Source organism: Bifidobacterium sp. LH_743, assembly GCF_056355775.1.
The window spans coordinates 26590-52503 of record NZ_JBKESZ010000012.1 but is presented as its reverse complement, the minus strand read 5'-3'; the positions used below and the strand labels follow the sequence as shown (position 1 = coordinate 52503).

Genomic DNA, 25914 nt, shown 5'->3' with positions numbered 1-25914 from the left:
CAGTGCCTCGCGCCGGAACCCGTCGTCGTAGTGTTTCCTTCGATCCTCGCGCATACGAAAGAACCGCACCTCCGATCATTGAATCTGAATTTCTTCAGTCCAACAATCGGGGTGCGGTTCATTTTTGTAATCCCCTTTTATTATCCATTCCCCACTGTTTCCGCGGGTTCCGGATCTGCCTAATTGTTTGCCGGTCTGCCCCGGCACATACCACCTTATACACACCCCAGTCAAAACACGACCCCCACTACCGCCATCCACAAAAGCTTTCCACGGATTGTGAGACATATCACATAGACACATCCGATACAAGGCCGCATAGTAAACCGCACGGCAAGCCGAAAATGGCTGAAAACAACCGAAAACGGCCGAAATCTGCCGATTTTCCAAAGCATATCCATCGACGCTCCACCATGCAGGTACAGTTGCATATATCACGAACGTCAATAGCACCGGCTTATGCGCGGAATACGAACGGCGTACCGGCGTAAGACCAACGCAAGACCGACGCCGCCAGACAGAAAGGGAGCCATCATGCCAGGCCGCTTCGCCCCGACCCCATCCGGACGCATGCACATCGGCAATATCTACGCGATGCTCGGCGCATGGCTATCCGCGCGCAGCCGCGGCGACGGCATGCTGCTGCGCATCGAGGACATCGACGAACCGCGCGTCGTGCCCGGAGCGGCCGAATTGATGATGGACGATCTGCGATGGCTCGGCTTGGACTGGGACGGCGATCCCGTGTACCAATCGGCACGGCACGACCTGTACGAAGAGGCCCTGCGATGCTTGGAACGCATGACGGTCAACGACATATATGGTTCCACGGAATCGCGCGATTCCACGGCTGCACGCGATTCCGCAGATACTTGCGATCGCACGGATACACACGATTCCGCCGACGGCCCACACCACGCTTCTCCCGATCCAACGGAAAACAACACCGCTTCCGCCGCGATTCCGCTGATATACCCCTGCTTCTGCTCGCGCGCCGACATCCGCGCAGCCTCCGCACCGCAGGAAGGCGACCATTTCATGGTCTACCCAGGCACCTGCCGCCGCATCATCGCCAGCAATCCCGACACCGTGCGGCAACGCTTGGAAAACGGCGACCGTCATTCACTGCGAATCGCCATGCCCGAGAAAGCAAACCACCACTCCACCATCCGCTTCGACGACGAAGTGTTCGCACGGCAGGAATTCAACCTGCCACAAGACATCGGCGACACCATCGTGCGCCGCGCCGACGGACTGTTCTCCTACCAACTGGTGGTGGTCGTGGACGACCTCGACATGGGCGTCGACGACATCGTGCGCGGCCGCGACCTGCTCCGGTCGAACGCACTGCAAATCGCCATACGCAAAGCGCTCATCGCGGCGGGATTCCAATCGCACACAACACAGACAGCGGCAGCACAGACGGCAACGGCAACGCAATCGCCGTATTCCCCGGAAAACCCGCATTACGCGCATCTGCCGCTCATCGACAACGCCGAAGGCAGGCGGCTCGCCAAACGCGAGCGCTCGCTGGATATGGGCGTGCTGCGCGCGCACGGCGTCTCGCCGGAACAGGTCGTCGGCTATTGCGCATGGCTGCTTGGCTTGCAGGGAGACCGGGTACATACCGCGCCACGGCCGATGAGCGCGGCTGAGGCGCTGCAGGAGTTCGATTGGGGCAAGGTGCGCGCCGACACGGCCGACCGCAGTATCAGCCAAGACGATTTCGACGCGTATTTCGGTTTGTGAGAACGCCTTTCGCCGGTATGGCCAGTTGACCCGCCGTCACGGTCGGCCAATCCGTCGTATGGTCAGTATGGCCGGTATGGTCAGTATGGTCAGTCGCTCCGCGGAACGGTCAGTTAATCCGCTGTGCGGTCAGTCGATCCACAATTCCGAATCGAGCGGATATTCGTTGACCTTGCAGCCGTCCAGATGCATGGACTGCTCCTGCATCAGCGGTGCCAACTGCCCCTCGCCCGCACAAGTGGTCTCATTGTCGATATGCCCCAGGCGATGTCCGACCTCATGATTGATCACCATGACGCGATACCGGGCCAGATTGCCGCCGGCATCCAGCCATGATTGGACGGAGCCCTTCCAACGGTCGTCGTTGATGATCACGTTCTGATCGACCCTGCAGCTGTATTCCACCGAGCACGACGGGGAGAAGGACGGCATCTGGGACGCCTGAGACAGCACCAGATCGAAATCGCAGTTGCCGTCGGTGGAACGTTCGAACACCGCGCCCGCACGCGGCCAGCCATGCTCATCGTTGAGGATGCGGAACGCAGCGTTGGCAAAATCGTCGACCGATCCGACATCGCCCTTGGTCGCGACGCAATAATGGTAATGGACAACCGGATTACCGCTGTTCTGCGCGACCTTCTGCGCCTGGTCGAGGATTCTGTTCCTGTCTTCGTCGCTCAGTACCGCCGATTGCGCGCGCAACGCCTTGTCCACGGCGCTCTCTTCCTGCGTCTTTCCTTCGGACGATTGCTTTCCGGATGTTTGCCTTTCAGCCGTCGCACGATGTGCTTTTCCGGACGACTTTCCACCATCGCCCTTCGTGCTTGCCGTCGATTTTTCCGCCTGTGCCGTCGTCTGCGTGCGCGACGACATACGTACCGACACCGCATGCACGCTACACGACGTCATCATCGCCACGACAAGGAACAAGACCAGCACCATCGCCGTGACGCGGCGGATACGAAGCGCCTCGAGCCGTTCACGACGGCTCATTTTGGCGTAGGCTCTTGGATCGAGCGCGCGAACAATACGACGAATCCGCTTCAAATCGACCCCTTCATATACGGCAACCTCTCTCTTGGCAAGAGTAGCAATGTCAGCCAACATACGGCGGGCGTTTATCCGCGGGGGAACGCCACAGTCCGGCCTAATCTGGCGTGAATCTAGCGTAAATCCGGCACAGCTGGCACAATTCCGCTACAGTCCGCCGCAGTCCCGCCACAATCCGCCACATACGCAAAAGACCCGGGGCTTCCGAAGAAAACCACGGGTCTTTGGATTAAAAGACGCCGATCAGGCGAACAGCACCTTGAACAGGAACGCGCCGACGATGGCGCCGAGGATCGGAGCCACGACCGGGATCCAAGCCTCGCCCCAGCGGGAGTCGCCCTTGTTCGGGATCGGCAGGATGGCGTGCAGCAGGCGCGGCATCAGGTCGCGGGCCGGGTTCAGGCCAGGGCCGGTCGGGCCGCCCATGGAGGTCACGAGGCCCCACACGATGAAGCCGACGACGATGGAGGCGGCGGCGAGGTCGGCCTTGCCCCACGGCAGGGACAGGCAGCACAGCGCGCCGAGCACCAGCATGAAAGTGCCGAAGAACTCGTTGAGGAAGTAGTTGACGCGGTCGTTGTGCGCGTCGGTGGTGCAGAAGGTGCCGAGGATGGCTTCAGCGTCCTCGGTGTCCTTGTAGTGCGGGTAGTAGGTGATGTACACGATGAGCTGGCCGACGAGCGCGCCGAGCAGCTGGGCGATGATGTACGGCAGGACCTCGTTCCACGGGAACAGTCCGTTGACGGCCTGGGCGATGGTCATGGCCGGGTTGATGTGGGCGCCGGAGACGCCACCGAACATGAGCACCGGGAACATGACGCCGAAACCGTAGCCCATGGCGATGTTCAGCCAGCCGGCATGGTAGCCTTTGGTGTTTTTCAGTTCCGCGTTGGCGACAGCGCCGTTGCCGAAGACCATCAGTATGGCGGTGCCGACGAATTCCGCGGCGAGTTTGGTGAAAAGTGTGTATTCCACTGCTGTTTCCTCTGTTGCTTCTTCTCTTGACGATTCTTGCGATTCGTGCGATTCGAGATGTGTTGCGATTCCGCTCTAAGCGGACAACAGCGCATTACCATACTCCCGGCACCGGAAGTCCTGCGATTACCAAGGTCGCTTCAATGGGACTGCAGGGCAGAAAACATTGGGAACATTAGAAACACGCCTGCCGGAATACAAAAAGACCCAAGCCATTGGCTTGGGTCTTGTCTGTGCCCCCTCAGGGATTCGAACCCTGGACACGCTGATTAAGAGTCAGCTGCTCTAACCAACTGAGCTAAAGGGGCGTTGGTCTTGGCGAGGTTTTTGTTCTCGCTGAGCACATGGAGTAAATATACTCAGATTCGAGAGGAACGCAACCTTCGGCGTGTCGCAATCGCAAAACCGCTATTTTCCAACGTTTTCAGCAAATTGCTGATTTCGGTAAAAATGATGCTTCCCGACGTTTCTCGGCGCGAAAATTGCCATCCATATCCAAGTAATCACAATTTCTTCACATTATTGTGTCGTCTTTACGTGTCGGGATACGGGACATGTCGAGATATGGGATGTGTCGAGATATGGGATGTGTCGGAATACGAGAGGCAACGTTCCTCCATGCACGACGAAACCCGTGCAAGACGAAACCCGCATAAGACGAAACCCGCATAAGACGAAACCCGCGTACGACGAAACCCATGCAAGACGAAAACCCACGTAAGACGAAACTCACACAAGACTGCAGGGAATGAAAGCCGCCAAAACAGGCCATCACAACAGAAAATCCCCCGCACCAATTGGTACGGGGGATTTCTGTGCTTAAGCTCAGACGTGTTTCAGCCTGAAGTCATTCGCCGTCGGCCCGAAATGGGCTCCAACGGCGAATGGGGTGAAATCACTCAGCGACAACCTTCACGAAGAAGTTGGCGGAGATTTCCGGGTGCAGAGCGACGGTTGCCGGGAAGTCACCGGTGGTCTTGATCGGCTCAACGGTGATGTTCTTCGGGTTGACCTCGACCTTGGAGGAGAGCGCGATGGCGATCTTCTCGGCGGAGATGCTGCCGAACAGCTTGCCGGACTCGGAGACCTTGGCGGCGATTTCGACGGTGGTGCCTTCGATGATTCCCTTGGCGGCAACGGCCTCCTCGCGGGTGGCGACGGCCTTGGCCAGACGAGCGCGCTTCATGGACTCGATCTGGGCGGCGGCACCCTTGGACCAGGCGAAGGCCAGGCCCTGCGGGAACAGGTAGTTGCGGGCGTAGCCGGACTTGACGGCCACGACGTCACCCGGGTGACCCAGGTGGTTGACGGACTTGGTGAGAATAACCTTAGTTTCAGCCATTGTTCAAACCTCTCTAAGATCAGCGGCCGGAAGTGGCGTACGGCAGCAGGGCCATCTCGCGGGCGTTCTTGATAGCCTTGGAGATCTCGCGCTGCTCCTGCACGGTGACGCCGGTGATACGACGGGAACGGATCTTGCCGCGATCGGAGATGAACTTGCGCAGCAGGGCGACGTCCTTGTAATCGATCTCGGTGACCTTCGCCGCCTTCAGCGGGTTCGGCTTCTTCTTAAACGGCTTGACCGGCGGCTGCGGCCTCTTGCGTGACATCTTGATGTTCTCCTTAAAATCTGGAAATTGCTGTGATTAAGCTGCTTGGTTCGTTGCGATCCGGTCAGAATTCCGGTTCGTCGCTATCCCCGCCGAATTCGGAGGAGCCTCCGAAGGACTGGGATGCGCCGAAGGAACCGAAGGACGAGTTGGAATTATCCGAGCTGCCCCATGGATCCGAGGCCGGAGCGGCCTGTGCGGGCGCGGCCGGAGCGGGATTGGCGTTCGCGGGAGCGGATGCGCCGCCCTGATAGCCGCCATTCCCCTGATATCCGGCGCCACCGGAGTAACCGGCGCCGCCCTGGTATCCGCCGTTGTTTCCGCCAAAGCCGTTGCCGCCACGATTGCCGGCATAGCCATTGGCGCTGGAAACACGGTTGACCTGGGCGGTCGCGTAGCGCAGGGACGGACCGATTTCATCGACCTGCATTTCGATGACGGTTCGCTGGGAACCGTCGTTCGCCTGGTAGGAACGCTGCTGCAGACGGCCCTGCGCGATCACACGCATGCCCTTGGACAGGCTCTGAGCGCAATGCTCGGCCATGTCTCGCCATGCGGAGCAGCGCAGGAACAGGGTCTGTCCCTCTTCGAACTGGTTCGTATTACGGTTCCAGTTGCGCGGAGTGGAGGCAATCGTGAAGCTTGCCACGGCCGCGCCGCTACCGATGGTACGGATTTCCGGATCGGATGTGAGGTTGCCCACAACGGTGATTACGGTCTCGCCTGCCATGACGTTCTACCTACCTTGCAACTTAAAAAAGCTTGGATTACTTACTTGCGAAGAATCTTCGTACGGATGACGGATTCGTTCAGGTTCAGCAGACGATCGAGTTCGTCGCTGGTGGCCGGCTCAGCGGAGTAGTTGACCACGACGTAGTTACCTTCGGTCTTGCCGGCGATTTCGTAGGCAAGCTTGCGACGGCCCCAGATGTCGATGTTCTCGACGGCACCGCCTTCCTTGGTGACAGTTTCCAGATACTGCTCGGTCAGCTTCTTCAGACCGCGCTCATCCAGCTCAGGATCAGCAATGAACATCAGTTCGTACTTATGCGCAGACATCACCCACCTCCTTCGGACTATCGGCCATGGACCTTCCATGGCAGGAGTGTGTATGCGAGCTGCCTTCAGGCATCGATATAGCCATGACGGATATATGAATACGGCTGATGGCAACTTGTACAGACTAACCCGACGCCGCGACGTATCCGAAGGGACTGGCCGGTAGCGAAAACCATACGGAAAAAGCCCCGCTTTTCGGCGGGGCTTAATCGGCAGCCGGCGCGGAACAATCGCGAAGCCGGCGCAAATCCGATAATGAACCGTACGAAATCGTGTTGGAATCGTATCGAAGTACCGAAATACCGAAATCGTACGGAAACTCGGAAACTTACGGGAACAGGAATCAGGCGTAGATGTTGCGCGGACGCATGTCCTCGGGCAGGCCGTTGAGCAGCGTGGAGACGGAACCGGATTCGAACACGGAACGAATGCCGGCCGCCAGCAGCGGAGCCACGGACAGGACGGTCATGTTCGGCAGACGCTTCTCCTCGGGCACCGGCACGGTGTCGGTGAGCACGATCTCACGGGCGCCGCAGTCGCGCAGACGTTCCACGGCCGGACCGGACAGCAGGCCATGGGTGGCGACGAGCGTCACGGACTTCGCGCCGGCGTTGTTCAACGTGCGCACGGCCTCGCAGATGGTGCCGGCGGTGTCGATCATGTCGTCCACGACCACGCAGTCGCGTCCCTTCACGTCGCCGATGATGCCATGTGCCTCGGCATGGTTCGGGCGGGTGGTGTCGCGGGTCTTGTGGATGAAGGCGAGCGGCAGTCCGCCGAGCTTCGCGGCCCACTGTTCGGACACCTTGATGCGGCCGGCGTCCGGGGACACGATGGTGGTGTTCTCCAGCGGCATGCTGTTGCGCACGTAGTCGAGCAGGATCGGCATGGCGGTCAGATGGTCGACAGGGCCGTCGAAGAAGCCCTGTTCCTGGGCGGCGTGCAGGTCGACCGTCATGATGCGGTCGGCGCCGGCGGAGCGGAACAGGTCGAACATCAGACGCGCGGTGATGGGCTCGCGGCCCTGATGCTTCTTGTCCTGACGAGAATAGCCGAGGAACGGCGCGACCACGGTGATGGAGCGGGCGGAGGCGCGCTTCATGGCGTCCACCATGATGAGCTGCTCCATGATCCACTTGTTGATCGGTTCGGTGTGGGCCTGCATCACGAAGGCGTCCGCGCCTCGCACCGGTTCGGTGTAACGCACGTACATCTCGCCGTTGGCGAAATCGTAGGCGGTGGTCTCAAGGACATCGGTTCCCAGATATTTCGCGGTTTCCTCGGCTTGCTCGGGGTACGCGCGTCCCGTCACCAAAGCCAGTTTCTTATCCGGAGTGCCTTCGAGAATCGCCGACATGCTTGCCTTCCCAATTGTTCGGTGCGTGAAATTAAGCCAAACTCCAATATAACAATGTGGGTGCCCACGCCACGCGGTTCACTCCCCGTCGGCGAAGGCCTCGCGGATCTGTGCCGCGGTGCCGTAGGACGCCTGCGCGCCATATCCGGTGGCCGCGTAGGCCGACACGTACGAGGCAAGTTCCGCGGACTGCGACAACGTCATGCCGGAGGCCAAGCCGGCCAGCACGGTACCCATGAACGAGTCGCCGCAACCGGTGGTGTCCACCGCCTTGACCCGCACCGGAGCGATGCGCCGGATGCGATGCTCCGGATCGTCCGCCGTGCCGTCGAGCACCACGGAACCGTCGCCGCCGAGCGTCACAATCGCCTGCTCGAAGCCGAATCCGCGCAACTCGTCGAACGCGTGACGCCAGTCGAACGCGTCCCAATCGTCGTCCTCCGGCTCCGCGATGCCGAGCAGCTGCGCCATCTCATGCTCGTTGACGAGCAGAATGTCGGATGCTTCAACCAGCTCCACCGGCAAGGAGGGGGTGAACGGCGAGTCGTTGAGCAGCACCTTCACGCCCGCCTCGTGGCACATGCGCGCGGCCGCGGTGACGGTTTCGATCGGACTTTCCAGGCACAGGCCCAGCACCGAGGAGCGGGTGAGCGCGTCGCGCACGGATTCCACGTAGTCCACGGTCACCTGCGCGTTGGAGCCGGGCGAATACACGATGGTGTTCTCGCCTTGCGCGTCCACGGTGATGACGGTGGTGCCGGACGGGCCGAGCACGCGGCGCACGTGTGTGGTGTTGACGCCAGCCTCGCCGAGCGCTCCGAGTAGGAAGTCGGCGTTGCGGTCCGACCCGACCGCGCCGAACATCTGCACGGTGGCGCCGATGCGTGCGGCCGCGGCAGCCTGATTGCCGGATTTTCCGCCCGGCAGCAACTGCAGCGGACCGCCGGTGATGGTCTCCCCCGGTCCCGGCAGGCGCTGCGCGGTGACGGTGTAGTCCGCATTCATGGAACCGATCACGGACACAGTGCCGTGGATGCGGTCCAACGCGGAAAGAATTTCGGTTGCGCTCATGATTGTCTTCCCTTTCTTGCGATTTCTTGCGATGCTGTACGAGATATTGCGGCCCATGTAAGGTCATGCCGGTCCCAAGCGTCGGTCTTATCGCTCCCATTCCGCGAAACCGACGCTCAGACTCACCTCACCGTCGGTTTCGCAGAGCCCAACCTGCCAAACCGACGCTCAAGAGCGACTCACCGTCGGTTTGGCAGAATGGGGGCCGCGAAACCGACGGCAGGCGTGGATATTGCGACCACCGCAGTTGTTGCGCTGAATGCGATTACTTGCTTTCCGTAGCCTTGTCGTTTTCCAGCGCGTGGTTGCCTTCGTAGATCTTCTTCCGGAAGATGAAGAACACGATCAGGCCGAGCAGCGCGGTTCCGGCCGCGATCAGCATCAGGTTGGAGTAGTTGGCCGCCACGCCAGTGGCACCGGTGATGGAATGGCCGGCGAGCGCGTTGGAACCGAGCAGGCTGCCGATGATGGCGATGCCGATGGACGGCGATACGTTCATGGCCAAATCGTTCATGCCCACGCCTCGACCGGATTCATCCTTTTCGATGGTGCCCAGCACGGTGGAGACGATCGGCGAGTACATCATGCCGCAGCCGGCGTAGAACACGCAGGCCCACACGGTCAGGACCACGAATCCGCTGTTCACGCTGAACGCGGCGCCCGTCCATCCCACGAACATCAACGTGCCGGCGGTCACCAGGCCTGCCTTGATGCCGATCTTGCCGATGATCATGCCGGAGCAGGTGCCCACGATGGCGGCGACCACGAAGGCCCACACGATGTGCAGGGAGACCTGGGTGGTGGTCATGTGGTAGATGTTCGTGCCGATGGCGTTGAAGATCGGGCTCAGCGCGTAGTTCACGAAGTAGAACACGAGGATGAGGCTGATGGCGCGCAGCCAGCGGGTGTTCTTGAAGAACGCGGGGGTGATGAACGGGTTGGAGGCCTTGTTGATGTAGAAGCCGAACGCCACGTACAGCACCACGGACACGAGCAGCATCCACCATGCCATGTAGGAGAAGAACAGGGTGAGGAACGCGGTGGCGAAGCCGAAGATCACGAATCCGAAGCCGTCTACCTTCTGGCCGTTGCCGCTCTTGGACGGCAGGGTCTTGAGCAGGATCGGCAGGAAGAGGATGGTGACGGACGGGATCAGGAACAGGTACTGCCAGGCGATGGAGCTGAGCATGCCGGCGGCGAAGACGCCGATGGATGCGGACAGCTGGTAGGCGGCGGTGAACAGTCCGAAGAAGATCACCTTGAGGTCGTTGCGCAGGTATTTGGTCGCCACCACGAGGAAGGCGGAGCCGGCCACCTGCTCGCCTGCGGTCTGCAGCACGCGTGCGAGGATGACGGTCCACAGGTTCGCCGTGAAGAAGAAGTTGGCGACGAAGCCGAACAGGGAGCCGACGAACAGGGTCACCAGGCCGACGGTGACGAGTTTGCGCAGCGACACGAAGTCGCCCAGCGAGCCGTAGATGAAGCACACGATGCCGAGCACGATGCTCGGGAACGCGGTGATGAGGGATGCCTGGTTCGGCGCGCCGACGTCGGCGCCGACCTGCTGGAACACCAGGTTGAATCCCTGCAGACACAGGGTGCCGAGCACGAAGGTGATGAGCAGCGGAATCAGAGCCCGGACTGCCATTTTGTTGCTGGTGACCGGGTCGTCGAACGGGTCCTTCGCCGTGGTCACGGCGGTTTCAGTGGTCATGATTATTCTCTTTTCGTCAATAGATGCCATCGATAAATGTCATCGATAAATGCCGTCAATGAACGCCGTTTATGAACGCCATGGATAGTTGCGGATGGTTGCCGTCGACAGTTGCGTCGAAGGTTGCCGTCGCCTGCCGCCAGAACGTCACTCGGCGCTCTTCGCCAGGTTGGTGATGCGGGTCATGAATTCGTCGAGGAATCGCGGCACGTCGACGCCGACGGCGACCTTCATGGTCTTGACGGGGTCGTTGAGCCTGTCCATGTCTCCGATGGTGCGGCCGCGGGTCGGGCCTTCCAGGTCGACCTTCATATTGATCGGCAGTGTGGTGACGAGGGTCGGGTCGACGGCCACGCCGACGGCGAGCGGGTCGTGCAGGCCGCATCCGCCCAGGTTCGGGGAGGTGGTCTCGTAGGCCTTGATGTAGAAGTCGGTCATGTCGGCGAGGAAGGTTCCCGCCTTGGTGCCCAGGTCGCGCCAGCGCTTGGTCTCCTTGTAGGTGAGGAGGGTCTGCAGGGTCACGTCGAGGCCGACCATGGTGGTCGGGGCGCCGGAGCGGAACAGGTAGTCGGCCGCCTCCGGGTCCTGGGAGATGTTGGCCTCCATGCAGGCGTTGCAGTTGCCGGGCACGGTGAGCGCGCCGCCCATGAGCACGATGCCGCCGATCTCGTCCTTGATTTCCGGCGCCTTCTTCAGGACGGCCTGGATGTTGGTCATCGGGCCGGTCGGCACGTAGATGAGGTCCTTGCCGTACGTTTTGACGGCGTCGATGATGAAGTCGACCGCGGGCTCGCTTTCCACGGAACGATTGGAGTCGGGGATGGCGACGTCGCCGATGCCGTTCTTGCCGTGGATGAAGGCCGATATCGGCAGGACGGAGAAGGAGTCGGTGGTGCTGGAATGGGGCAGGCCTTGGTAGACCTTGACTTCCGGATGGCCGAGCAGATCGGTGATGGCGAGCGCGTTGCGCACGCCCTGTTCCACGAGCACGTTGCCGTAGGTTCCGGTGATGCCGATGAGTTCGACCTCCGGACTGCCCAGCGCGTAGGAGATGGCCAGCGCGTCGTCGACGCCGGTATCGAGATCAAGAATGAGTTTCTTCATGGTTGTGCCTTTCCTCATTGACGGATCCGACGAGGGTCCGCCACCACACGGCCCATTATCGTCGGTTGTTTTACGCGAATCCGAGCACGTTCTCGATTTCGCTCACAAGTCAATGATAAAACGTTTTATCAAAAAAACAAAATCGACAGAAAGACAGCGTGTCCGTACTTTTTCCGAACGATGATTTTGCAGATTTCACGGAGGATGGACGATTACGCGCAGGCGGCCTGCACCAGTTTCGGCGTCAGCACCTTCGATTGCGGGTCGGAAAGCCACGGACGGTCCGCGCCGGCGCCGCTCCCGTCGGCCACGGCATCGATACGGCCGCCCAGCATGTCCCAGCAGGCCTTGGCGAGATCGCTCACGCTCTGCTCGACGGTGGTCATGCGCCATCCCAGGCCGAATCGCTTCAGAATATTGTCGTATCCGATGACCTGCATGTCCTCGGTGACATGCAGCCCGCGCTCCGCCATGCGCTGGCGGAAGCCGAGCGCCATCACATCGTTGCAGCAGAACACCGCGGTGGCGCCGCCGTCGATGATCTGGTCGGCCGCACGGTAGCCGCTGGCGAAACGGTAGTCGCCGGCGACGCACAACGCGGGATCAAGCCGCTCCCCCGCCTGCTCGAGCGCATCCGCGAAACCACGACGCCGGTCGGCCGCGCTCGACTCCGCCACATCGCCGGTCACGATGCCGATGCGCTTATGTCCGCCTTCCAGCAGGTACTGCGCCGCCAATCGCCCGCCGAGATAATTGTCGAAGCCGACCGCGTCGCACCAGCCGCATCGGGACAGACGGTCGATCAGCACCACCGGGCAGGTGATGCGTTCCACGTCCGCGCGCAGGTCGGCGCCGACACCGTCGGAACAGGATTCGCGCGCGGGAATCAGCAGGATGCCATCCACCCCACGCGACGACAGCCGTTGCAGCAGGTCATGTTCGGTGGCACGGGAATCGTCGGAATTCGCCACGATCAGCGAATACCCCTGCGCGGCGCACTCATCCTCCACGCATTTGGAAAGCGCCGCGAAGAACAGGTTTTCGATGTCGGGCACGATCAGCGCCACGAGCTTGGACCGTCTGGTGACCAGGCTGCGCGCATTCTGGTTGGGCACATAATTGAGCCGTTTCACGGCCTGCGCGATCGCCTCGCGTTTTTCCGTGGAGACGCGCGCCGGACGATTGTTGAGCACCAGCGACACCGTGGTCACGGAAACCCCCGCCGCCGCGGCCACATCCCTCAGCGTTGCCCTGCGCGCCATCAAAACCCCCTTAAAACGTTTGCCCTAACAGCATAAAACGTCGCTTTCCCAAGACGCGCGCGAAGACCGCGACGGGACGGCATTCGCTTCAAGCCGAATCGCACCAACCTTATTTCCATGACACTCCGCTTCGCGCACTATCTTGGGGAACGCCGCAAGACGCATAGGCGCGAAGCGGCGGAAGAGCGGAAGGAACCCATGAACAAGCGTCAGGCCCAGGCGACCGCGGCAATCGCGGCCACCGCCGTCGCCGCCACTGCAACGATCGCATTGACGGCAATGGCAATCACCATGAACGATACTCACGAAACGGCGCAGCCACCGAACGAGCAGCAGGCGGCGAACAACGAAACCCTCACCATAAGCCCCGCGGACAGGACCCTGTTCGACCGCGACCTCGAACGATCGCAGAGCCGGCGACGCAACCGCTGCCGCAACCATCAGCATGACCGCCAACGCAGCGCCAGCAGCGGAGGCCACAACCGGAACAACACCGGACAGCCCTGCGCAGACAGATGACAAGTACCGTCATCCAACATCCAGCACACAAGAACCGTCGCCCAACACCCCCAGCACAGCACACCCCGACCCAGCCGCGACAATCACGCAACAATCGCATACAGCAAAACTGCATATAGCATTTACGCTATACTAAACGCATGCGCATGATTGAGGAACTGAAGCAACGACGGCTCCAACTCAAACTGAGCCAAGACCAGGTGGCGGCAACGATGGGCACCACGCAATCGGCTCTTTCACGCGCCGAACGAGGCGGCAACCCGACACAGGATTTCCTGCAACGATACGACGACGCATTGCGCTCACTGTCGGCCAGCGGCTCCGGTGACGCCGGAGACCCCTCCGACAATGGCAACAATGACGGCAATGGCAACACGTCCGTCGAAACACGCAGCGAAGACGCGCGCAACAGCAGAGTAGAAATCGCCGCCATACGCTTCATCATCGGCAAAATCGCACGAAAATACGGTCTCAGCGAGGTATACGTATACGGTTCCACGGCGCGTGGCGAAGCCGATGCCGATTCGGACATCGACCTGCTTTACCGGCCCGAAGCAGGCAGCCACCTCAACATGATGCGCCGAGAGGCGCTGCAACGCGAATTGGAAGACGCCTTCAGACGGGAAGTATCGCTCACTTCGCTGGATTCGTTGCAGCATAACGCGCAACGCAGCCGGGCGAGCCGACGCTTCTACCGGCACATCCAGCCGGATATGATCAGGGTGGCATGATGACGCGCAGACATACCGACCAGCGGTTCCGCGACGAAACCAACCTCATCCGCCTCGTCGAGCATCTGCAACGGGCGCACGACGACGCTTCGACCGCCGACTCGGCAGAAAAGCTTGAATCCGATTACATGCGATTCAATTCCGTGGCGATGGATATGGTGCAGGCTCAGGAATCCGCACGACGGCTTTCCGACGACTTCCGCGAGACGGTTCCGCAGCTTCCATGGAATGAGCTGCGCGCCTTGCGCAACGTCATCGCGCACGAATACGACGGCATCGACGCCTTCGCCCTGTACGAGTCGGCCACGTCCGACGCCGAAGCGCTCCTCGCCAAACTGCGCCCCTACGTCGACTCCATCGAAGACTGACGTTGACGTCCACTGGCCTTGCGCACAAAGAACCGCCACCCCGCCATCATTCACCGTCATTACCTGCCGACAGATAAAACGCTCGACATAAAACACTATCCATTGTATAGTGATTATCTATACAATAGATAGTTTCACGAGTTCAAAAAGGAGCGTACTCATGGGCAGCGCAATAGTCAACGTGCGTTTGGACAGCGAAACACAGCAGGCCATGAAGGCGCTGTGCAAGGAACTGGGAATCAGCATGAGCGCCGCATTCGCCATGTTCGCAAAAACCATGGTTCGCGAGCGCCGCATCCCGTTCGAGGTCACCGCCGACCCCTTTTATTCGGCGCAGAACTTGAATCATCTGCGTCATAGCGTCGCGCAGCTTGATTCCGAAGACGCCCATCCCCATGAACTCATCGAGGAATGACGCCAATGCTCAAAACCTTCACCGACGACGCCTGGGACGATTATCTGTACTGGCAGTCCCAAGACAAGAAAACATTGAAGCGCATCAATCAGCTCATCAAAGACATCGAACGCAACGGCGCCGATCAAGGCATCGGCATGCCAGAACCACTGAAGTGGGAGTTTCAGGGATTCTGGTCACGTCGCATCGACCAGAAAAACCGACTTGTCTACCGCATCAGCCAGAACCGAACGCTCGAAATCATCGCATGCCGAACCCACTGCGGCAGCGCCTGACGTTCCAAACGAAGCCCTACCCCCATTCAGCTTTACATCAATAACGAATTTGCCTTGAAACCCGCAACGAAGTATGCTGAAATGTTTTATATCGAAATGCTTCTATACACTGCAAGCCACTACGCAGAAAGGTGAATCATGGCCTTAATGAACGTTATGGACGTAGCGGACTTCTTCATCTCCACCGCCAACGAAGGCGATCCGGAAGAAGATGACGGCATCACCAACATGAAACTCAACAAACTGCTGTTCTTCGCACAAGCGGCAAGCCTGCAACGCTTCGGCAAACCACTCTTCGACACACCCCTAGAAGCATGGAAATACGGTCCTGTCGTAAAAGACGTCTACCGAACATTCAAGGGATACCAACGAGATTCCATCACCAAAGTCGCCCAACCATTCGACTGGCAAACAATCCAGCCAGAAGTGCTGGAACTCCTATGCGACGTATATCGCACTTATGCGCGAGACTATTCGGCAACAGGCCTGATGCGCATGACGCACAAGCCAGACACCCCATGGTCGAAAGTGTATCAGCCCAACCAAAACAACGAAATCCCCTGCGAACTCATTAATGAATGGGTGAAGCGCTCGCCATTGCATATCGATAAGGATCCAACGCCCGACAATCAGGTGACGGTTGCCAAGCTCGACGCGTCCGGACATCCGCTTCTTCCCGAAGGATGGGAAGAAGATTGACTGATGTACGCCCATGGCAAATTTGGAGGGTTTGGTTTCCTTTTCGAGAGGATCCGACAAACGGGAAATATCGACCTGTTGTAATCAAGGAAATCACCGAAGACGGTTGCGTGGTGATTTATGTGACATCGCAAGTCGGCAAAACCAATTTCCCGGATTTCTTGCTTATCAATAATTGGGAAGAGGCTGGGCTTAATCGCGCATCCGCAGTCCGATACCGGAGATTACTCAAGATTCCTTTGAGCGCACTTGGCGAATACGTCGGTGAGCTTTCTCCCTATGATCGCATTGAGCTGCAGATGAAGTACCAATTCCATTGACCCACTGGCGTTCACTGGCCTTGCGCGCGGTAGCGGGCTTCGGTGGCGGCTTTGACCGGCTCCCACCAGTCGCGATGGTCCGTATACCAGTCGATCACGCCCTGCAATCCGCGTCCGAAATCCGTATGCTCCGGACGCCATCCCAATTCGGTACGCAGCTTGGTCGGATCTATGGCGTACCTGCGGTCGTGGCCCGGCCGGTCGCGCACCCAATCGAACGCATCCTCCGGCTGCCCCATCAACCGCAGTATCGTGCGCAGGACGTCGATGTTGCTCTTCTCTCCGTCGGCTCCGATCAGATACGTCTCGCCGATTCTTCCGTGCGTCAGAATCTCCCATATCGCCGACGAATGGTCGTCCACGTGAATCCAGTCGCGCACGTTCGCGCCGGTGCCGTACAGTTTCGGCCGCATGCCTTCCAGAATGGATGTGATCTGCCGTGGAATGAACTTCTCCACATGCTGGTATGGGCCGTAATTGTTGGAACAGTTGGAGATGGTGGCCCGCAGGCCGTATGTGCGCACCCACGCGCGCACCAGATGGTCGGACGCGGCTTTCGACGCGCTGTATGGACTCGACGGCCGGTATGGCGAACGCTCGGTGAAGCGAGCCGGATCGTCCAATGCGAGGTCTCCGTACACTTCGTCGGTGCTGATGTGGTGGAATCGCACGTCGTATCGGCGCGCGGCCTCCAGCAGTCGCATCGTGCCTTCCACGTTGGTGCGGATGAACGGCTCCGGATCGGCGATGGAATTGTCGTTGTGCGATTCCGCGGCGAAGTGCACGACGGCGTCGCACTTTGGCATCAGACGGTCGAGCAGCGCGCAATCGCAGATATCGCCCACCACCAGTTCGACCTGCGATTGCGGCAGTCCCGCGATGTTCTCCGGATTGCCCGCGTACGTCAGCTTGTCCAGCACAGTGACGTGCACGTCCGGATGGTTGCGCGCCACGTACCGTACGAAATTGGCGCCGATGAATCCGCATCCGCCCGTCACCAGGATGCTTTTCGGTTCGAATCCTTCGTTGTCCATCACATCATCTGTCATGTCATTCACCGTTCCAGCTTAGCGTTCGCGTACCCGTGCAATCGTGTGCATCCTCAACACCCGAAGCAGACCTGATGCGGTAGCCATCTCCGGCCCGTTCACCCTTCAGCCACTTTCCAGTCATCTTCAAGACACATACTCGTCCACACACACCGGCTAATATATAGCACGGTTTTGTACGTTCATGAACCCCCATATTTTCAAGGGGCGACTTGCCGTGAAGGAAGCGACGATGCCTTATATCCAGTCTGCCGTTCATGCCTTCGAGCCTTCATATGTCAGACGTCCCAAGCAATCGTTCATCGGAGGCACCTATCAGCCGCTCGCAAACGATGGCACGGCGGATGACCCCTCCATTTTCAGGGCACGTCACCGCGCGGAACTATACACGCAGAAAGCCCCTCTTCACATCGCAGAAACCCGCAAAAGCATCTACACGCCGGAAGAGGAATCGTCCCCGGCAAAGTACGATACGGATATTTCAGCGATTAAGGGCGCGCGGAACGATGCGTCTTCCACGAATTCCGTCGCCGCCGATACTACTTCCGTGAATTCCACCGCTTCCAACGGCGATACCGCATCACGGACCATGAGGCACGCTCGCAAGGCGACCGGCACGACGATGGCGACCGTCGGGCACGCGTTGGTCCATGCCGGCCACGCCACCGCAGAGGCGGCCAAAACCGCCGCACATGCCGTCCAGACCGCCGCAACCAGGGTACGCAGCGCATGGCGCACGTTCACCAGCTTCAAAGCGATTCAGCTCATCATCAAGTTCTTCCAACGCGCGCATGGCCTGTGGAAGAAGCGCCATCGCTTCTCCTACTCGTTCTATGCCATCATCATCACTGCACTCACCACGTTTGAGGTCGTTTTCATTCAGTGGGGTATGTATTCCGAACCTGAATACGCCAAGGGTGAAGACGTCAGCGAAACCACAAGACAAATGTCCAGCGTAGCTGGCCAGTTGACATCTTTTATCAGTCAAATTTGGTTCGACAAGAATTATATTTTCCTGCTTAATCTCATTATTCTCGCAGTTGTTTATCTCACCCTCATATTCGTGCTTAATCGCTTTTGGATAGCAACAGCCATTTTCGGTACGGTTATGACCGTCTACGCTGTAGCGAATCACATCAAAATCGAGTCTCGGAATGAGCCCATACTTCCGGCAGATCTTAATTTCATCACCGGAGGTAATACCGGACAGCTAACATCCTTCATCCCTAAAAGCAGCCAAGGACTTGTTAGCACAGCGGTAAGCGGTGTCATATGTCTCGTCGTCATTTGCATCATCATGCAGTTCGTAGATGGACGGAACGCTGTCATCCATTGTTCCTGGCGCCGCCCCTTTACCGGAATCAAAAATATTGCCGGTACCTTCACTCGTATCGCAGCCGCATGCTGCAGCATTGCGTTATGCTTCTCCTTTGTATGGGGATTCGGTAACGAAGGATATTGGTCTACAAATCTCGCAAAAAATCTTGGAGACAGCCCGCAAATTTGGAATGGCCTTGCAGATTCCACATACAATGGCCCTGTTGTAAATTTCCTCCGTCTTGCGCATACAAAAACCATGGATAAACCCGATGGATATTCGCAAGATACCATGAATAAAATCGCTCGGAAATATGCGCAACAAGCCAACCAGCTTAATCAAGCCAGAACCGAGAACATGACTGACAATACCGTCATCATGGTGCTTTCCGAAACATTCTCGGACCCGACTCGAGTGCCCGGCGTCAGCTTCTCCGAAGACCCGATGCCGAACATCCGTCAAATCAAGACACAAACGACTTCCGGCCTGATGCTCTCCCCTGGTTATGGAGGCGGTACCGCAAATATCGAATACCAGGCTCTGACTGGCCTGTCCATGGCAAATTACAGCTCCACATTATCCATTGCCTATCAGCAGTTGGTACCTTCCCTCAAGTGGGCGCCTACGCTCAATCAAATTTGGAATAAAGCCAATGGAAAAGAAGCGTCAATCGCGCTTCACGCATACAACCGCAACATGTATTTCCGTGATTTGAATTACAGGAAGTTCGGTTTCTCAAAATTCTATGCCACAGATGGTACACCGCAGCTGACAGACCTACGGCCGCTTGGCTCCGCTTGGTACGCCTCGGATAAGTCCTTCTACTCGGATGTGCTCAAGAAGGTTTCATCTTCCGATAAGAACAAGTTCTACCAAGTCGTCACTATGCAGAACCATATGCCTTATGAGGACTTTTATCCCGATAACCAATTTAAGGATGAAGATACCTCTTCAAATCTGCAGCCTGACGAAAAACAAAATATCGAAACTTATACTAAAGGGCTGAACTATACCGATCAGTCAACAGCTGACTTCTTGAATCAGCTCAACCATATCAAACGTCCAATCACCGTCATTTTCTACGGAGATCATTTACCCGGAATTTATTCCACGGCATATTCCGACAAGAATAACATTCTGGGTCTGCATGAGACCGATTATTTCATCTGGTCCAACGATGCTTCGAAATCGGCAAACACCAAACTTGACGACTCCTCCAGCGCCTACACATCGTCGAATTACTTCTCCGCGCAGTTGGCTTCACACCTCAATGCAAAAGTCAGCCCATATCTGGCTTTCTTGACGAAGATGCACGAAACCATTCCTGCAATCTCCATCCCTTCGTCGGCCGGAGGCAATGCGGATGAGCCGGTTTATCTCGATGCAACGGGCAATCGTATTAACGTCAAGCAGCTTTCCAAGAAGGCCAGGGCGATGCTCCACGATTATCAACTCATCCAATATGACATGAGCGTCGGGAAAAACTACCTCAAGGATACTGGTTTCGTCGATTTACCTGAATGATTTGCCTACAATAGCCTGAGACTATAAAAGATAAAAAGGCAGGTTTTTATGAAGATTGCGGTTGCCGGTACTGGCTACGTGGGGTTATCTGTCGCGCTACTGCTTTCCCAGCATAACGAAGTCCACGCTCTTGATATCGTCCCCGAGAAGGTCGAACTGCTGAACAACGGCAAGAGTCCGATTGCCGACCCGGTAATCACCGATTTTCTGGAGAAGAATGCTTCCGGCGAGCGCCCGCTCAATTTCCATGCCACGATTGACGCGCAGGAAGCATATACAGATGTTGATTTCGCAGTGATCGCGACACCGACGAATTACGACGAGAAAAAGAACTATTTCGACACTTCCAGCGTTGAAGCCGCAATCACCGCAGTACGTCAGCACTCACCGCACGCTTGGATCGTAATCAAGTCCACCATTCCAGTTGGCTACACGCAGCAGCTTCGCGAAAATTTAGATGATGATTGCATTCTTTTCTCCCCCGAATTCCTGCGTGAAGGTCATGCTCTATATGACAATCTGCATCCAAGCCGCATCGTAGTGGGCGCTCAGCAGGACAATGCCGAATCCGTTCAGGCAGCACAACAATTCGCTGCGCTGCTTGCCGAAGGCGCCGATCCTTCAGAAAACAACCGCACTAATAGCGACGGCAGCACCGGCATCCCCACTCTGGTGGTCGGTTCCACTGAGGCGGAAGCCATCAAACTGTTCGCCAATACATACCTGGCACTTCGCGTGGCGTATTTCAATGAACTTGACACCTATGCGGAGAGCCGAGGTCTGAACACCCGGGAGATCATCGACGGCGTATGCCTTGATCCGCGTATCGGTGACGGCTACAACAACCCCAGCTTCGGCTATGGCGGATACTGCTTGCCAAAGGACACCAAGCAGCTGCTCGCCAACTACAATCAGGTTCCGCAGAACCTCATCGAAGCCATTGTGGATGCGAATCGCACCCGCAAGGAATTCGTTGCCTCCGAGGTAATGGAACGCATCAAGGATGTGCAGAATCCGGTCATCGGCATTTATCGGCTGACCATGAAATCCGGTTCCGACAATTTCCGGCAGTCTGCCATCCAGGATGTGATGAAGCAGTTCAAAGCCAATGGTATCCCCGTGCTCATCTATGAGCCCACATTGGATAAGCCCGACTTTCAGGGCAGCGAGGTCACCCACGATCTCAATGAATTCAAGGATCGTTCATCCGTGATTGTGGCCAATCGCTGGAACGGCGATCTCAATGATGTGGATTTCAAGGTCTACACACGTGACCTGTTCCGCAGGGACTAATCTTCAGCGATCCAGCCTGTTGGCGCTTGCTTAAACTTCTAAGCAAGCGCCAGCCATATCACCGCTTGCCCTGCACCTTGCGGGCCACTACCTTCATCAGCTCGCGTTGTTTGGAACCGGTCGGAGCCAGCACGTCCACGTATTTGCGGATGGGGCTGTCCTCCGCAATCGCACGCTCATGGTGTTCCGGCGGAGCGGGACGCTCCACACCACTCATCGCCGCAATCATCTGCGCCACGAAAGGCGTTTCCTGCGCATAACTCCAGTACAACGAGGCGAAATCACACCATGGATTCTTCCATGGCTTGTCGAAGCCGGCGTAATGCACGATTTTCGAAGCCTTGCGCGACGCCATGTATGCCTTGTACACATTGGCGGGCGCGAAATCGAATACGCCATTGACACGTCCGGCACAGTTGTGCATCACATTCCACGAGTAATCCAGATACGTGACCAAGCCTTCGCATTCCACGTTCAAAATATCCTGGTCGTTGTAAATGTATCCGGGTTTGGAGGCGATTTCCAGCCATTCGTGCACGGTATGGATCTTGCGCATACGGTCGAGATTCATCACGAGCACACCGGCTTGGAAGTAGCTGTACGCATCACGCATATGCAGCTGCTTGCGCACGTATTCGGCCCGTTCGCCGTTTTTCATATTGAGATTGCCGATGAAGTCGATATCAGGCACGGCGGCGATCGCATTATCTCCAAGTTCGGTATCGAACAGTTCGGCGATGTCACCATTGACCACCAAGTCACAATCCAGATACAGCAGCTTCGAATAGAACGGCAACGCTTCCTGGATGATGAAACGGTAATACGTTTCGATGCTGATATGCGCGTTGCTGGTGGTGAGATTAAAACCAGCCAAATAACGACTCACATCGAAGAAGCGAATCACGGCATTCGGGAACCGCTCGAAAAACTGACGTATGGTTCGCTTGTTCTCGTCAGTGATATTCCGCTCCAATACGATCACGTCATATGAACGATCTTCGGAGGCGTTCTTCAGCATCGAGTAGATGGTGGTGGTGAGCATCGGCACGTAATTGTTGTCCGCGGCGAACACAACTGGCACCACGTTCTTGTATCCGGCATCAAGCGGCTTGAGGGCAGCAGCCGGTTCCGGATGAAGGAAATGCACGCACTGCAATCGCTTGACCTTCCAATGCGCGCCAGTGCGCTGCTTGTGCGCAATGAAGATGTTGAGCAACCGTTCCGAAAGATGCCCCACCGTACGCGTGGTCTGCACGTCCATTTTACTGAAATCGGTTGCCGCCGCGAACTCATCGAGCAGCGGGAACAGCCATTCGTCGTATTCGAAGAAGATGTCCTTCTTCATGATGAACATGTTGCAAAATGCCGCAGTCCGCCCATTGAGCACGGCATCAGCATCCACCTTGTAGTCAGGATGGCGCGCGCACAGAATGTCATACATGTGGCGCAGGTCCTTCAAACGCAGATGCTCGTCGGCATCCCAGTGCTGCTTGAGATTCGAGAATCCGCCGATACGGCGAACGTCGTTCAACGGTGTGGTGATGACGTCCCAACCATCCACGGCACGCACAATCGCATCATCGTTGATACCGTATTCGGCAAACGCGCGATCGTCGATATACGAATCGATAATCTCGCCGTAATCGTTCTCCTTGTGTGGAGTGTCAGTGAAATCGAAGTACCTGCGGTAGTGGCAGAAGCCGTAGTAATCGGCGTCCTCGTTTTTCCATGCCCAGTATTGCGCGGTCAGCTCGCAATAACGCGGGTTCTTCGTGGAGATGTTCTCACCCTCGTCGTCATGCAAGGTGTTTGGAAAGTGGGTCGTGGCGTTTGCCGCGCCCACCTGCACCGGAATAATGCTGCTCCCCTCGGGGAATGCGGCCTGCTTATGCGCCGACACAAAGATTTTGATATTCGGATGGTGCTGTTCCGCTGTGAGAACCATGTGAGATATTCCGCCTTACTAAGACAAACGTCCTTTCCTCAATAGAATATATGAGAGTACTGCCGAAGAAGGACGCTTCATGAGCTTTTGCGTCCAAACACTTCGCACGAGTAGGATAGGACGTTTGTGAAAAACTTTTTCGAAAGCCTCAGAAAGAGGTACCACTATGCGATGGTGGTTTTCAAGGAACTGGTGAAAACCGATTTCCAGCTACGATATCAGGGCTCGTTCCTAGGCATGGTGTGGTCCGTACTGAAGCCGTTGATGTTGTTCGCCGTGATGTACGTGGTGTTCGTGAAGTTCCTGAAGTTCTCCGATGGCACCCCGACCTTCCCGATTTCGTTGCTGTGCGGTACCTGCTTGTGGAGCTTCTTCTCCGAATCGACCAGCATGGGCATGCAGTCCATCGTCGGGCGTGGTGATCTGCTGCGCAAGGTGCATTTCCCAAATTACATCATTGTCGCTTCCACTACTATGGGATCCATGATTTCCTTGGGCATCAACCTGCTGGTGGTTATCCTGTTCGGTTTCTTTGCCCACGCGCATTACACCTGGCGCGTGCTGCTAGTGCCGTTCAGTATCCTGCAGCTGTACTGCCTTGGATTGGGCGTGGCACTGCTACTTGCTTCCCTGTTTGTATATTTCCGCGATGTGGCACATATTTGGGAAGTCGTGCTGCAGGCCATGTTCTATGCGACTCCTATCATCTACCCGATTTCCATGGTGGCGAATAATCCGGAGTTCTCCTGGGCGGCAAAATTGCTTATGCTGAATCCTTCCACTCAGGTAATCATGGATATCCGTCACAACCTGCTTTCCCCGGAATATGTGCCGACCGTGTGGACCATGGTCGATAACAAGTTGCTGTGCCTACTGCCTTACGTATTGTCCGCCGTCATCCTGTGGCTCGGCATTCACGTGTTCCGCAAGTACAGCTCCAAGTTCGCGGAGGTGCTCTGATTCATGACTGAGGTTGCAATGGCTGAAGAGAAGAACGCAGATGAGCGCCCTGTGGTGCTTAAGGTCGATCATGTGGCCAAGATGTTCCGCTTGCCCACCGAACAGGCCACTGGTCTGAAGATGGCGTTCCTGAACTGGACGAAGGGCATTAAAGGCTACACCGAACAACATGTGCTGCGTGACATCAATTTCGAGGTTCGCCAGGGCGATTTCTTCGGTATTGTCGGCCGCAATGGCTCCGGCAAGTCCACGTTGCTGAAGATCATCTCGCAGATTTACACCCCAGAGCAGGGCTCGGTCACAGTCAAAGGCAAGCTAGTCCCGTTCATTGAACTCGGCGTCGGTTTCAATCCGGAACTAACCGGCCGCGAAAACGTATATCTGAACGGTGCGTTGCTGGGCTTTACCCATGCCGAGATTGACACGATGTATGACGATATCGTGGAGTTCGCCGAGCTTGAGGACTTCATGGATCAGAAGCTCAAGAACTACTCATCCGGCATGCAGGTACGTCTCGCCTTCTCCGTGGCCATCAAGGCCCAAGGAGACATTCTGGTGCTCGACGAGGTGCTTGCCGTGGGCGATGAAGCGTTCCAGCGTAAGTGCGATAACTTCTTCGCAGAAATCAAGAAAGACCCGACCAAAACGGTCATCTTGGTCACCCATTCCATGGATGCCGTGAAGAAATACTGTAACAAGGCCATTCTCATCAAGGACGGCGAAATCGTCGCCAGTGGTGATAAGAATGATGTCGCGGATCGTTACACTCTTGAGAATCTCAAAGTGGAACATAAGGAGCATGAGAAGAACGAAGAAGAAAACGAGTATCCGCTTGGTTTGAGCGAACGGGTGCCTACGTTCAGAGTCGTTCCAGTTTCCGAGCAGATGCTGACATGCAAAGACACTTTCGAGTTCGACGTGGAATATGACCTGCGAGACAAGAAAGATATCGAATTCTACATTCCGATGTCGGTGCTTGACGTCAAACGTGGCGGTGTCCCTTACGACTGCGGTGTAGCTTTCAAAGCACATAAAACCGGTCATAACAAGGTGCATTTCGCTTTGCCACTGCGGTTGTTCAATGATGGTGATTTCAAGATTATCGCCACCATGCGCATTATTCCCGACACCACCAATCTGAAGAATTTTGAACAACTCGCATTCACCAGTGACGAAAACTCCTGCTATTTCTCCGTACGCAATCCAGGAACAGTGAATTTCGCCGGCCTTCTGAATGACGATGCGCTGCAAATCACCGAGCTAGGCACGAGTGTCTGCGATTAAACAACCATCGTCTAAAGAATCATAAATCGGGGGCAAATAGCACACAGATGCTTTGCCCCTGATTTTATTTGCATTTGAAAAATAAATGCCTATCTTTGATATGTCCTTCACTGACATGCTCCAACCGTGGCTGTCACGGTAATCAAAATGACAGCAAAACTCTCTTGAAGAAAATACCAGTTTCCTCTTTGCCAAACTTAAAAAAGATATTTCTAATATATCCAAAATAAGTAAAAATCATAAAGCGCTGTTGAATGGCATGT

Annotated in this window: 25 protein-coding genes and 1 tRNA gene; 12 read left to right on the top strand and 14 right to left on the bottom strand. The window is 57.0% G+C overall.

Features of this window, described 5'->3' with window-relative positions; genetic code table 11:
- Positions 1-534: 534 nt before the first annotated feature.
- Positions 535-1749, top strand: a complete 1215-nt coding sequence (locus tag AC1ATL_RS10260) for a glutamyl-Q tRNA(Asp) synthetase (protein ID WP_476570142.1) — start codon at positions 535-537, stop codon at positions 1747-1749.
- Between the two features lie 129 nt (positions 1750-1878).
- Here the strand turns inward: AC1ATL_RS10260 and AC1ATL_RS10255 are convergent, their stop codons facing one another.
- The 12 genes from AC1ATL_RS10255 to AC1ATL_RS10200 all read right to left on the bottom strand — a co-directional run bounded on the left by AC1ATL_RS10255 (position 1879) and on the right by AC1ATL_RS10200 (position 12951).
- Positions 1879-2796: a DUF3152 domain-containing protein gene (locus AC1ATL_RS10255; RefSeq protein ID WP_476570141.1), complete on the bottom strand. Its 918-nt coding sequence runs from the start codon at positions 2794-2796 to the stop codon at positions 1879-1881.
- 246 nt (positions 2797-3042) lie between these two features.
- Positions 3043-3774, bottom strand: coding sequence for an MIP/aquaporin family protein (locus AC1ATL_RS10250; protein WP_432624720.1), 732 nt, complete (start codon positions 3772-3774; stop codon positions 3043-3045).
- Between the two features lie 234 nt (positions 3775-4008).
- Positions 4009-4082 (bottom strand) — tRNA-Lys (locus tag AC1ATL_RS10245).
- 587 nt (positions 4083-4669) lie between these two features.
- Positions 4670-5116, bottom strand: a complete 447-nt coding sequence (gene rplI / locus AC1ATL_RS10240; protein WP_026646899.1) for a 50S ribosomal protein L9 — start codon at positions 5114-5116, stop codon at positions 4670-4672.
- Positions 5117-5135: 19 nt separating this feature from the next.
- Positions 5136-5384, bottom strand: a complete 249-nt coding sequence (gene rpsR, locus AC1ATL_RS10235; RefSeq protein ID WP_003810112.1) for a 30S ribosomal protein S18 — start codon at positions 5382-5384, stop codon at positions 5136-5138.
- 64 nt (positions 5385-5448) lie between these two features.
- Positions 5449-6114 carry a single-stranded DNA-binding protein gene (locus AC1ATL_RS10230; protein WP_476570139.1) on the bottom strand — a complete coding sequence of 222 codons (666 nt, stop codon included), beginning with the start codon at positions 6112-6114 and terminating at the stop codon, positions 5449-5451.
- 41 nt (positions 6115-6155) lie between these two features.
- Positions 6156-6443 (bottom strand): 30S ribosomal protein S6, encoded by a 288-nt coding sequence (rpsF, locus tag AC1ATL_RS10225; RefSeq protein WP_003810120.1) that lies wholly within the window; start codon positions 6441-6443, stop codon positions 6156-6158.
- Between the two features lie 343 nt (positions 6444-6786).
- On the bottom strand, positions 6787-7800 hold the full coding sequence (locus tag AC1ATL_RS10220) for a ribose-phosphate diphosphokinase (RefSeq protein WP_026646897.1): 1014 nt from the start codon (positions 7798-7800) through the stop codon (positions 6787-6789).
- Positions 7801-7878: 78 nt separating this feature from the next.
- Positions 7879-8871: a ribokinase gene (locus AC1ATL_RS10215; protein ID WP_476570138.1), complete on the bottom strand. Its 993-nt coding sequence runs from the start codon at positions 8869-8871 to the stop codon at positions 7879-7881.
- Positions 8872-9136: 265 nt separating this feature from the next.
- Positions 9137-10585, bottom strand: coding sequence for an MFS transporter (locus AC1ATL_RS10210; protein ID WP_476570137.1), 1449 nt, complete (start codon positions 10583-10585; stop codon positions 9137-9139).
- A gap of 147 nt (positions 10586-10732) precedes the next feature.
- Positions 10733-11689: a nucleoside hydrolase gene (locus AC1ATL_RS10205; RefSeq protein ID WP_476570136.1), complete on the bottom strand. Its 957-nt coding sequence runs from the start codon at positions 11687-11689 to the stop codon at positions 10733-10735.
- A gap of 212 nt (positions 11690-11901) precedes the next feature.
- On the bottom strand, positions 11902-12951 hold the full coding sequence (locus AC1ATL_RS10200; protein WP_476570135.1) for a LacI family DNA-binding transcriptional regulator: 1050 nt from the start codon (positions 12949-12951) through the stop codon (positions 11902-11904).
- 198 nt (positions 12952-13149) lie between these two features.
- On the opposite strand from AC1ATL_RS10200, the gene AC1ATL_RS10195 reads away from it, so the two are divergent.
- The 7 genes from AC1ATL_RS10195 to AC1ATL_RS10165 all read left to right on the top strand — a co-directional run bounded on the left by AC1ATL_RS10195 (position 13150) and on the right by AC1ATL_RS10165 (position 16278).
- Positions 13150-13470: a hypothetical protein gene (locus tag AC1ATL_RS10195; protein WP_476570134.1), complete on the top strand. Its 321-nt coding sequence runs from the start codon at positions 13150-13152 to the stop codon at positions 13468-13470.
- A 146-nt stretch (positions 13471-13616) separates the two neighbouring features.
- On the top strand, positions 13617-14201 hold the full coding sequence (locus tag AC1ATL_RS10190) for a helix-turn-helix domain-containing protein (RefSeq protein ID WP_476570133.1): 585 nt from the start codon (positions 13617-13619) through the stop codon (positions 14199-14201).
- Positions 14198-14569 (top strand): HepT-like ribonuclease domain-containing protein, encoded by a 372-nt coding sequence (locus AC1ATL_RS10185; protein ID WP_476570132.1) that lies wholly within the window; start codon positions 14198-14200, stop codon positions 14567-14569. Before AC1ATL_RS10190 ends, AC1ATL_RS10185 begins: the two co-directional genes overlap by 4 nt.
- A 160-nt stretch (positions 14570-14729) precedes the next feature.
- On the top strand, positions 14730-14984 hold the full coding sequence (locus tag AC1ATL_RS10180) for a type II toxin-antitoxin system RelB/DinJ family antitoxin (protein ID WP_432624425.1): 255 nt from the start codon (positions 14730-14732) through the stop codon (positions 14982-14984).
- Positions 14985-14989: 5 nt separating this feature from the next.
- Complete coding sequence (locus AC1ATL_RS10175; RefSeq protein WP_432624424.1) at positions 14990-15259, top strand: Txe/YoeB family addiction module toxin; 270 nt, start codon at positions 14990-14992, stop codon at positions 15257-15259.
- A gap of 138 nt (positions 15260-15397) precedes the next feature.
- Positions 15398-15958 (top strand): Panacea domain-containing protein, encoded by a 561-nt coding sequence (locus tag AC1ATL_RS10170; RefSeq protein WP_432624423.1) that lies wholly within the window; start codon positions 15398-15400, stop codon positions 15956-15958.
- Positions 15955-16278 (top strand): type II toxin-antitoxin system PemK/MazF family toxin, encoded by a 324-nt coding sequence (locus AC1ATL_RS10165; protein WP_432624422.1) that lies wholly within the window; start codon positions 15955-15957, stop codon positions 16276-16278. The genes AC1ATL_RS10170 and AC1ATL_RS10165 overlap by 4 nt, the downstream gene beginning before the upstream one ends.
- 11 nt (positions 16279-16289) lie before the next feature.
- Here AC1ATL_RS10165 and rfbB read toward each other — a convergent pair whose 3' ends face one another.
- Positions 16290-17312: a dTDP-glucose 4,6-dehydratase gene (gene rfbB, locus AC1ATL_RS10160; protein ID WP_476570143.1), complete on the bottom strand. Its 1023-nt coding sequence runs from the start codon at positions 17310-17312 to the stop codon at positions 16290-16292.
- A gap of 232 nt (positions 17313-17544) precedes the next feature.
- Here rfbB and AC1ATL_RS10155 point away from each other — a divergent pair, with 232 nt between their 5' ends.
- Together AC1ATL_RS10155 and AC1ATL_RS10150 are read left to right on the top strand one after the other, a co-directional pair.
- A complete protein-coding gene (locus tag AC1ATL_RS10155; RefSeq protein WP_476570131.1) occupies positions 17545-20169 on the top strand; it encodes an LTA synthase family protein in 2625 nt (874 codons plus the stop codon).
- A 48-nt stretch (positions 20170-20217) separates the two neighbouring features.
- Positions 20218-21462, top strand: a complete 1245-nt coding sequence (locus tag AC1ATL_RS10150) for a nucleotide sugar dehydrogenase (RefSeq protein WP_476570130.1) — start codon at positions 20218-20220, stop codon at positions 21460-21462.
- A 58-nt stretch (positions 21463-21520) separates the two neighbouring features.
- On the opposite strand, the gene AC1ATL_RS10145 is transcribed toward AC1ATL_RS10150, so the two are convergent.
- Entirely contained in the window at positions 21521-23407 is a 1887-nt protein-coding gene (locus tag AC1ATL_RS10145; protein WP_476570129.1) for a DUF4422 domain-containing protein, read from the bottom strand.
- 126 nt (positions 23408-23533) lie between these two features.
- Here AC1ATL_RS10145 and AC1ATL_RS10140 point away from each other — a divergent pair, with 126 nt between their 5' ends.
- Positions 23534-24367, top strand: coding sequence for an ABC transporter permease (locus tag AC1ATL_RS10140; RefSeq protein ID WP_476570128.1), 834 nt, complete (start codon positions 23534-23536; stop codon positions 24365-24367).
- A gap of 3 nt (positions 24368-24370) precedes the next feature.
- Positions 24371-25651: an ABC transporter ATP-binding protein gene (locus tag AC1ATL_RS10135; RefSeq protein WP_476570127.1), complete on the top strand. Its 1281-nt coding sequence runs from the start codon at positions 24371-24373 to the stop codon at positions 25649-25651.
- Positions 25652-25914 lie beyond the last annotated feature (263 nt).

Excerpts from the sequence above, each read along its gene's own strand:
- AC1ATL_RS10210 (WP_476570137.1), bottom strand. The coding sequence starts at position 10,585 with ATGACCACTGAAACCGCCGTGACCACGGCGAAGGACCCGTTCGACGAC.
- AC1ATL_RS10170 (WP_432624423.1), top strand. The coding sequence starts at position 15,398 with ATGGCCTTAATGAACGTTATGGACGTAGCGGACTTCTTCATCTCCACC.
- rplI (WP_026646899.1), bottom strand. The coding sequence starts at position 5,116 with ATGGCTGAAACTAAGGTTATTCTCACCAAGTCCGTCAACCACCTGGGT.
- AC1ATL_RS10260 (WP_476570142.1), top strand. The coding sequence starts at position 535 with ATGCCAGGCCGCTTCGCCCCGACCCCATCCGGACGCATGCACATCGGC.
- AC1ATL_RS10195 (WP_476570134.1), top strand. The coding sequence starts at position 13,150 with ATGAACAAGCGTCAGGCCCAGGCGACCGCGGCAATCGCGGCCACCGCC.
- AC1ATL_RS10190 (WP_476570133.1), top strand. The coding sequence starts at position 13,617 with ATGATTGAGGAACTGAAGCAACGACGGCTCCAACTCAAACTGAGCCAA.
- AC1ATL_RS10135 (WP_476570127.1), top strand. The coding sequence starts at position 24,371 with ATGACTGAGGTTGCAATGGCTGAAGAGAAGAACGCAGATGAGCGCCCT.
- AC1ATL_RS10230 (WP_476570139.1), bottom strand. The coding sequence starts at position 6,114 with ATGGCAGGCGAGACCGTAATCACCGTTGTGGGCAACCTCACATCCGAT.
- AC1ATL_RS10215 (WP_476570138.1), bottom strand. The coding sequence starts at position 8,871 with ATGAGCGCAACCGAAATTCTTTCCGCGTTGGACCGCATCCACGGCACT.
- rfbB (WP_476570143.1), bottom strand. The coding sequence starts at position 17,312 with ATGGACAACGAAGGATTCGAACCGAAAAGCATCCTGGTGACGGGCGGA.
- AC1ATL_RS10185 (WP_476570132.1), top strand. The coding sequence starts at position 14,198 with ATGATGACGCGCAGACATACCGACCAGCGGTTCCGCGACGAAACCAAC.
- AC1ATL_RS10200 (WP_476570135.1), bottom strand. The coding sequence starts at position 12,951 with ATGGCGCGCAGGGCAACGCTGAGGGATGTGGCCGCGGCGGCGGGGGTT.
- AC1ATL_RS10175 (WP_432624424.1), top strand. The coding sequence starts at position 14,990 with ATGCTCAAAACCTTCACCGACGACGCCTGGGACGATTATCTGTACTGG.
- rpsF (WP_003810120.1), bottom strand. The coding sequence starts at position 6,443 with ATGTCTGCGCATAAGTACGAACTGATGTTCATTGCTGATCCTGAGCTG.
- AC1ATL_RS10205 (WP_476570136.1), bottom strand. The coding sequence starts at position 11,689 with ATGAAGAAACTCATTCTTGATCTCGATACCGGCGTCGACGACGCGCTG.
- AC1ATL_RS10150 (WP_476570130.1), top strand. The coding sequence starts at position 20,218 with ATGAAGATTGCGGTTGCCGGTACTGGCTACGTGGGGTTATCTGTCGCG.
- AC1ATL_RS10180 (WP_432624425.1), top strand. The coding sequence starts at position 14,730 with ATGGGCAGCGCAATAGTCAACGTGCGTTTGGACAGCGAAACACAGCAG.
- AC1ATL_RS10145 (WP_476570129.1), bottom strand. The coding sequence starts at position 23,407 with ATGGTTCTCACAGCGGAACAGCACCATCCGAATATCAAAATCTTTGTG.
- AC1ATL_RS10220 (WP_026646897.1), bottom strand. The coding sequence starts at position 7,800 with ATGTCGGCGATTCTCGAAGGCACTCCGGATAAGAAACTGGCTTTGGTG.
- rpsR (WP_003810112.1), bottom strand. The coding sequence starts at position 5,384 with ATGTCACGCAAGAGGCCGCAGCCGCCGGTCAAGCCGTTTAAGAAGAAG.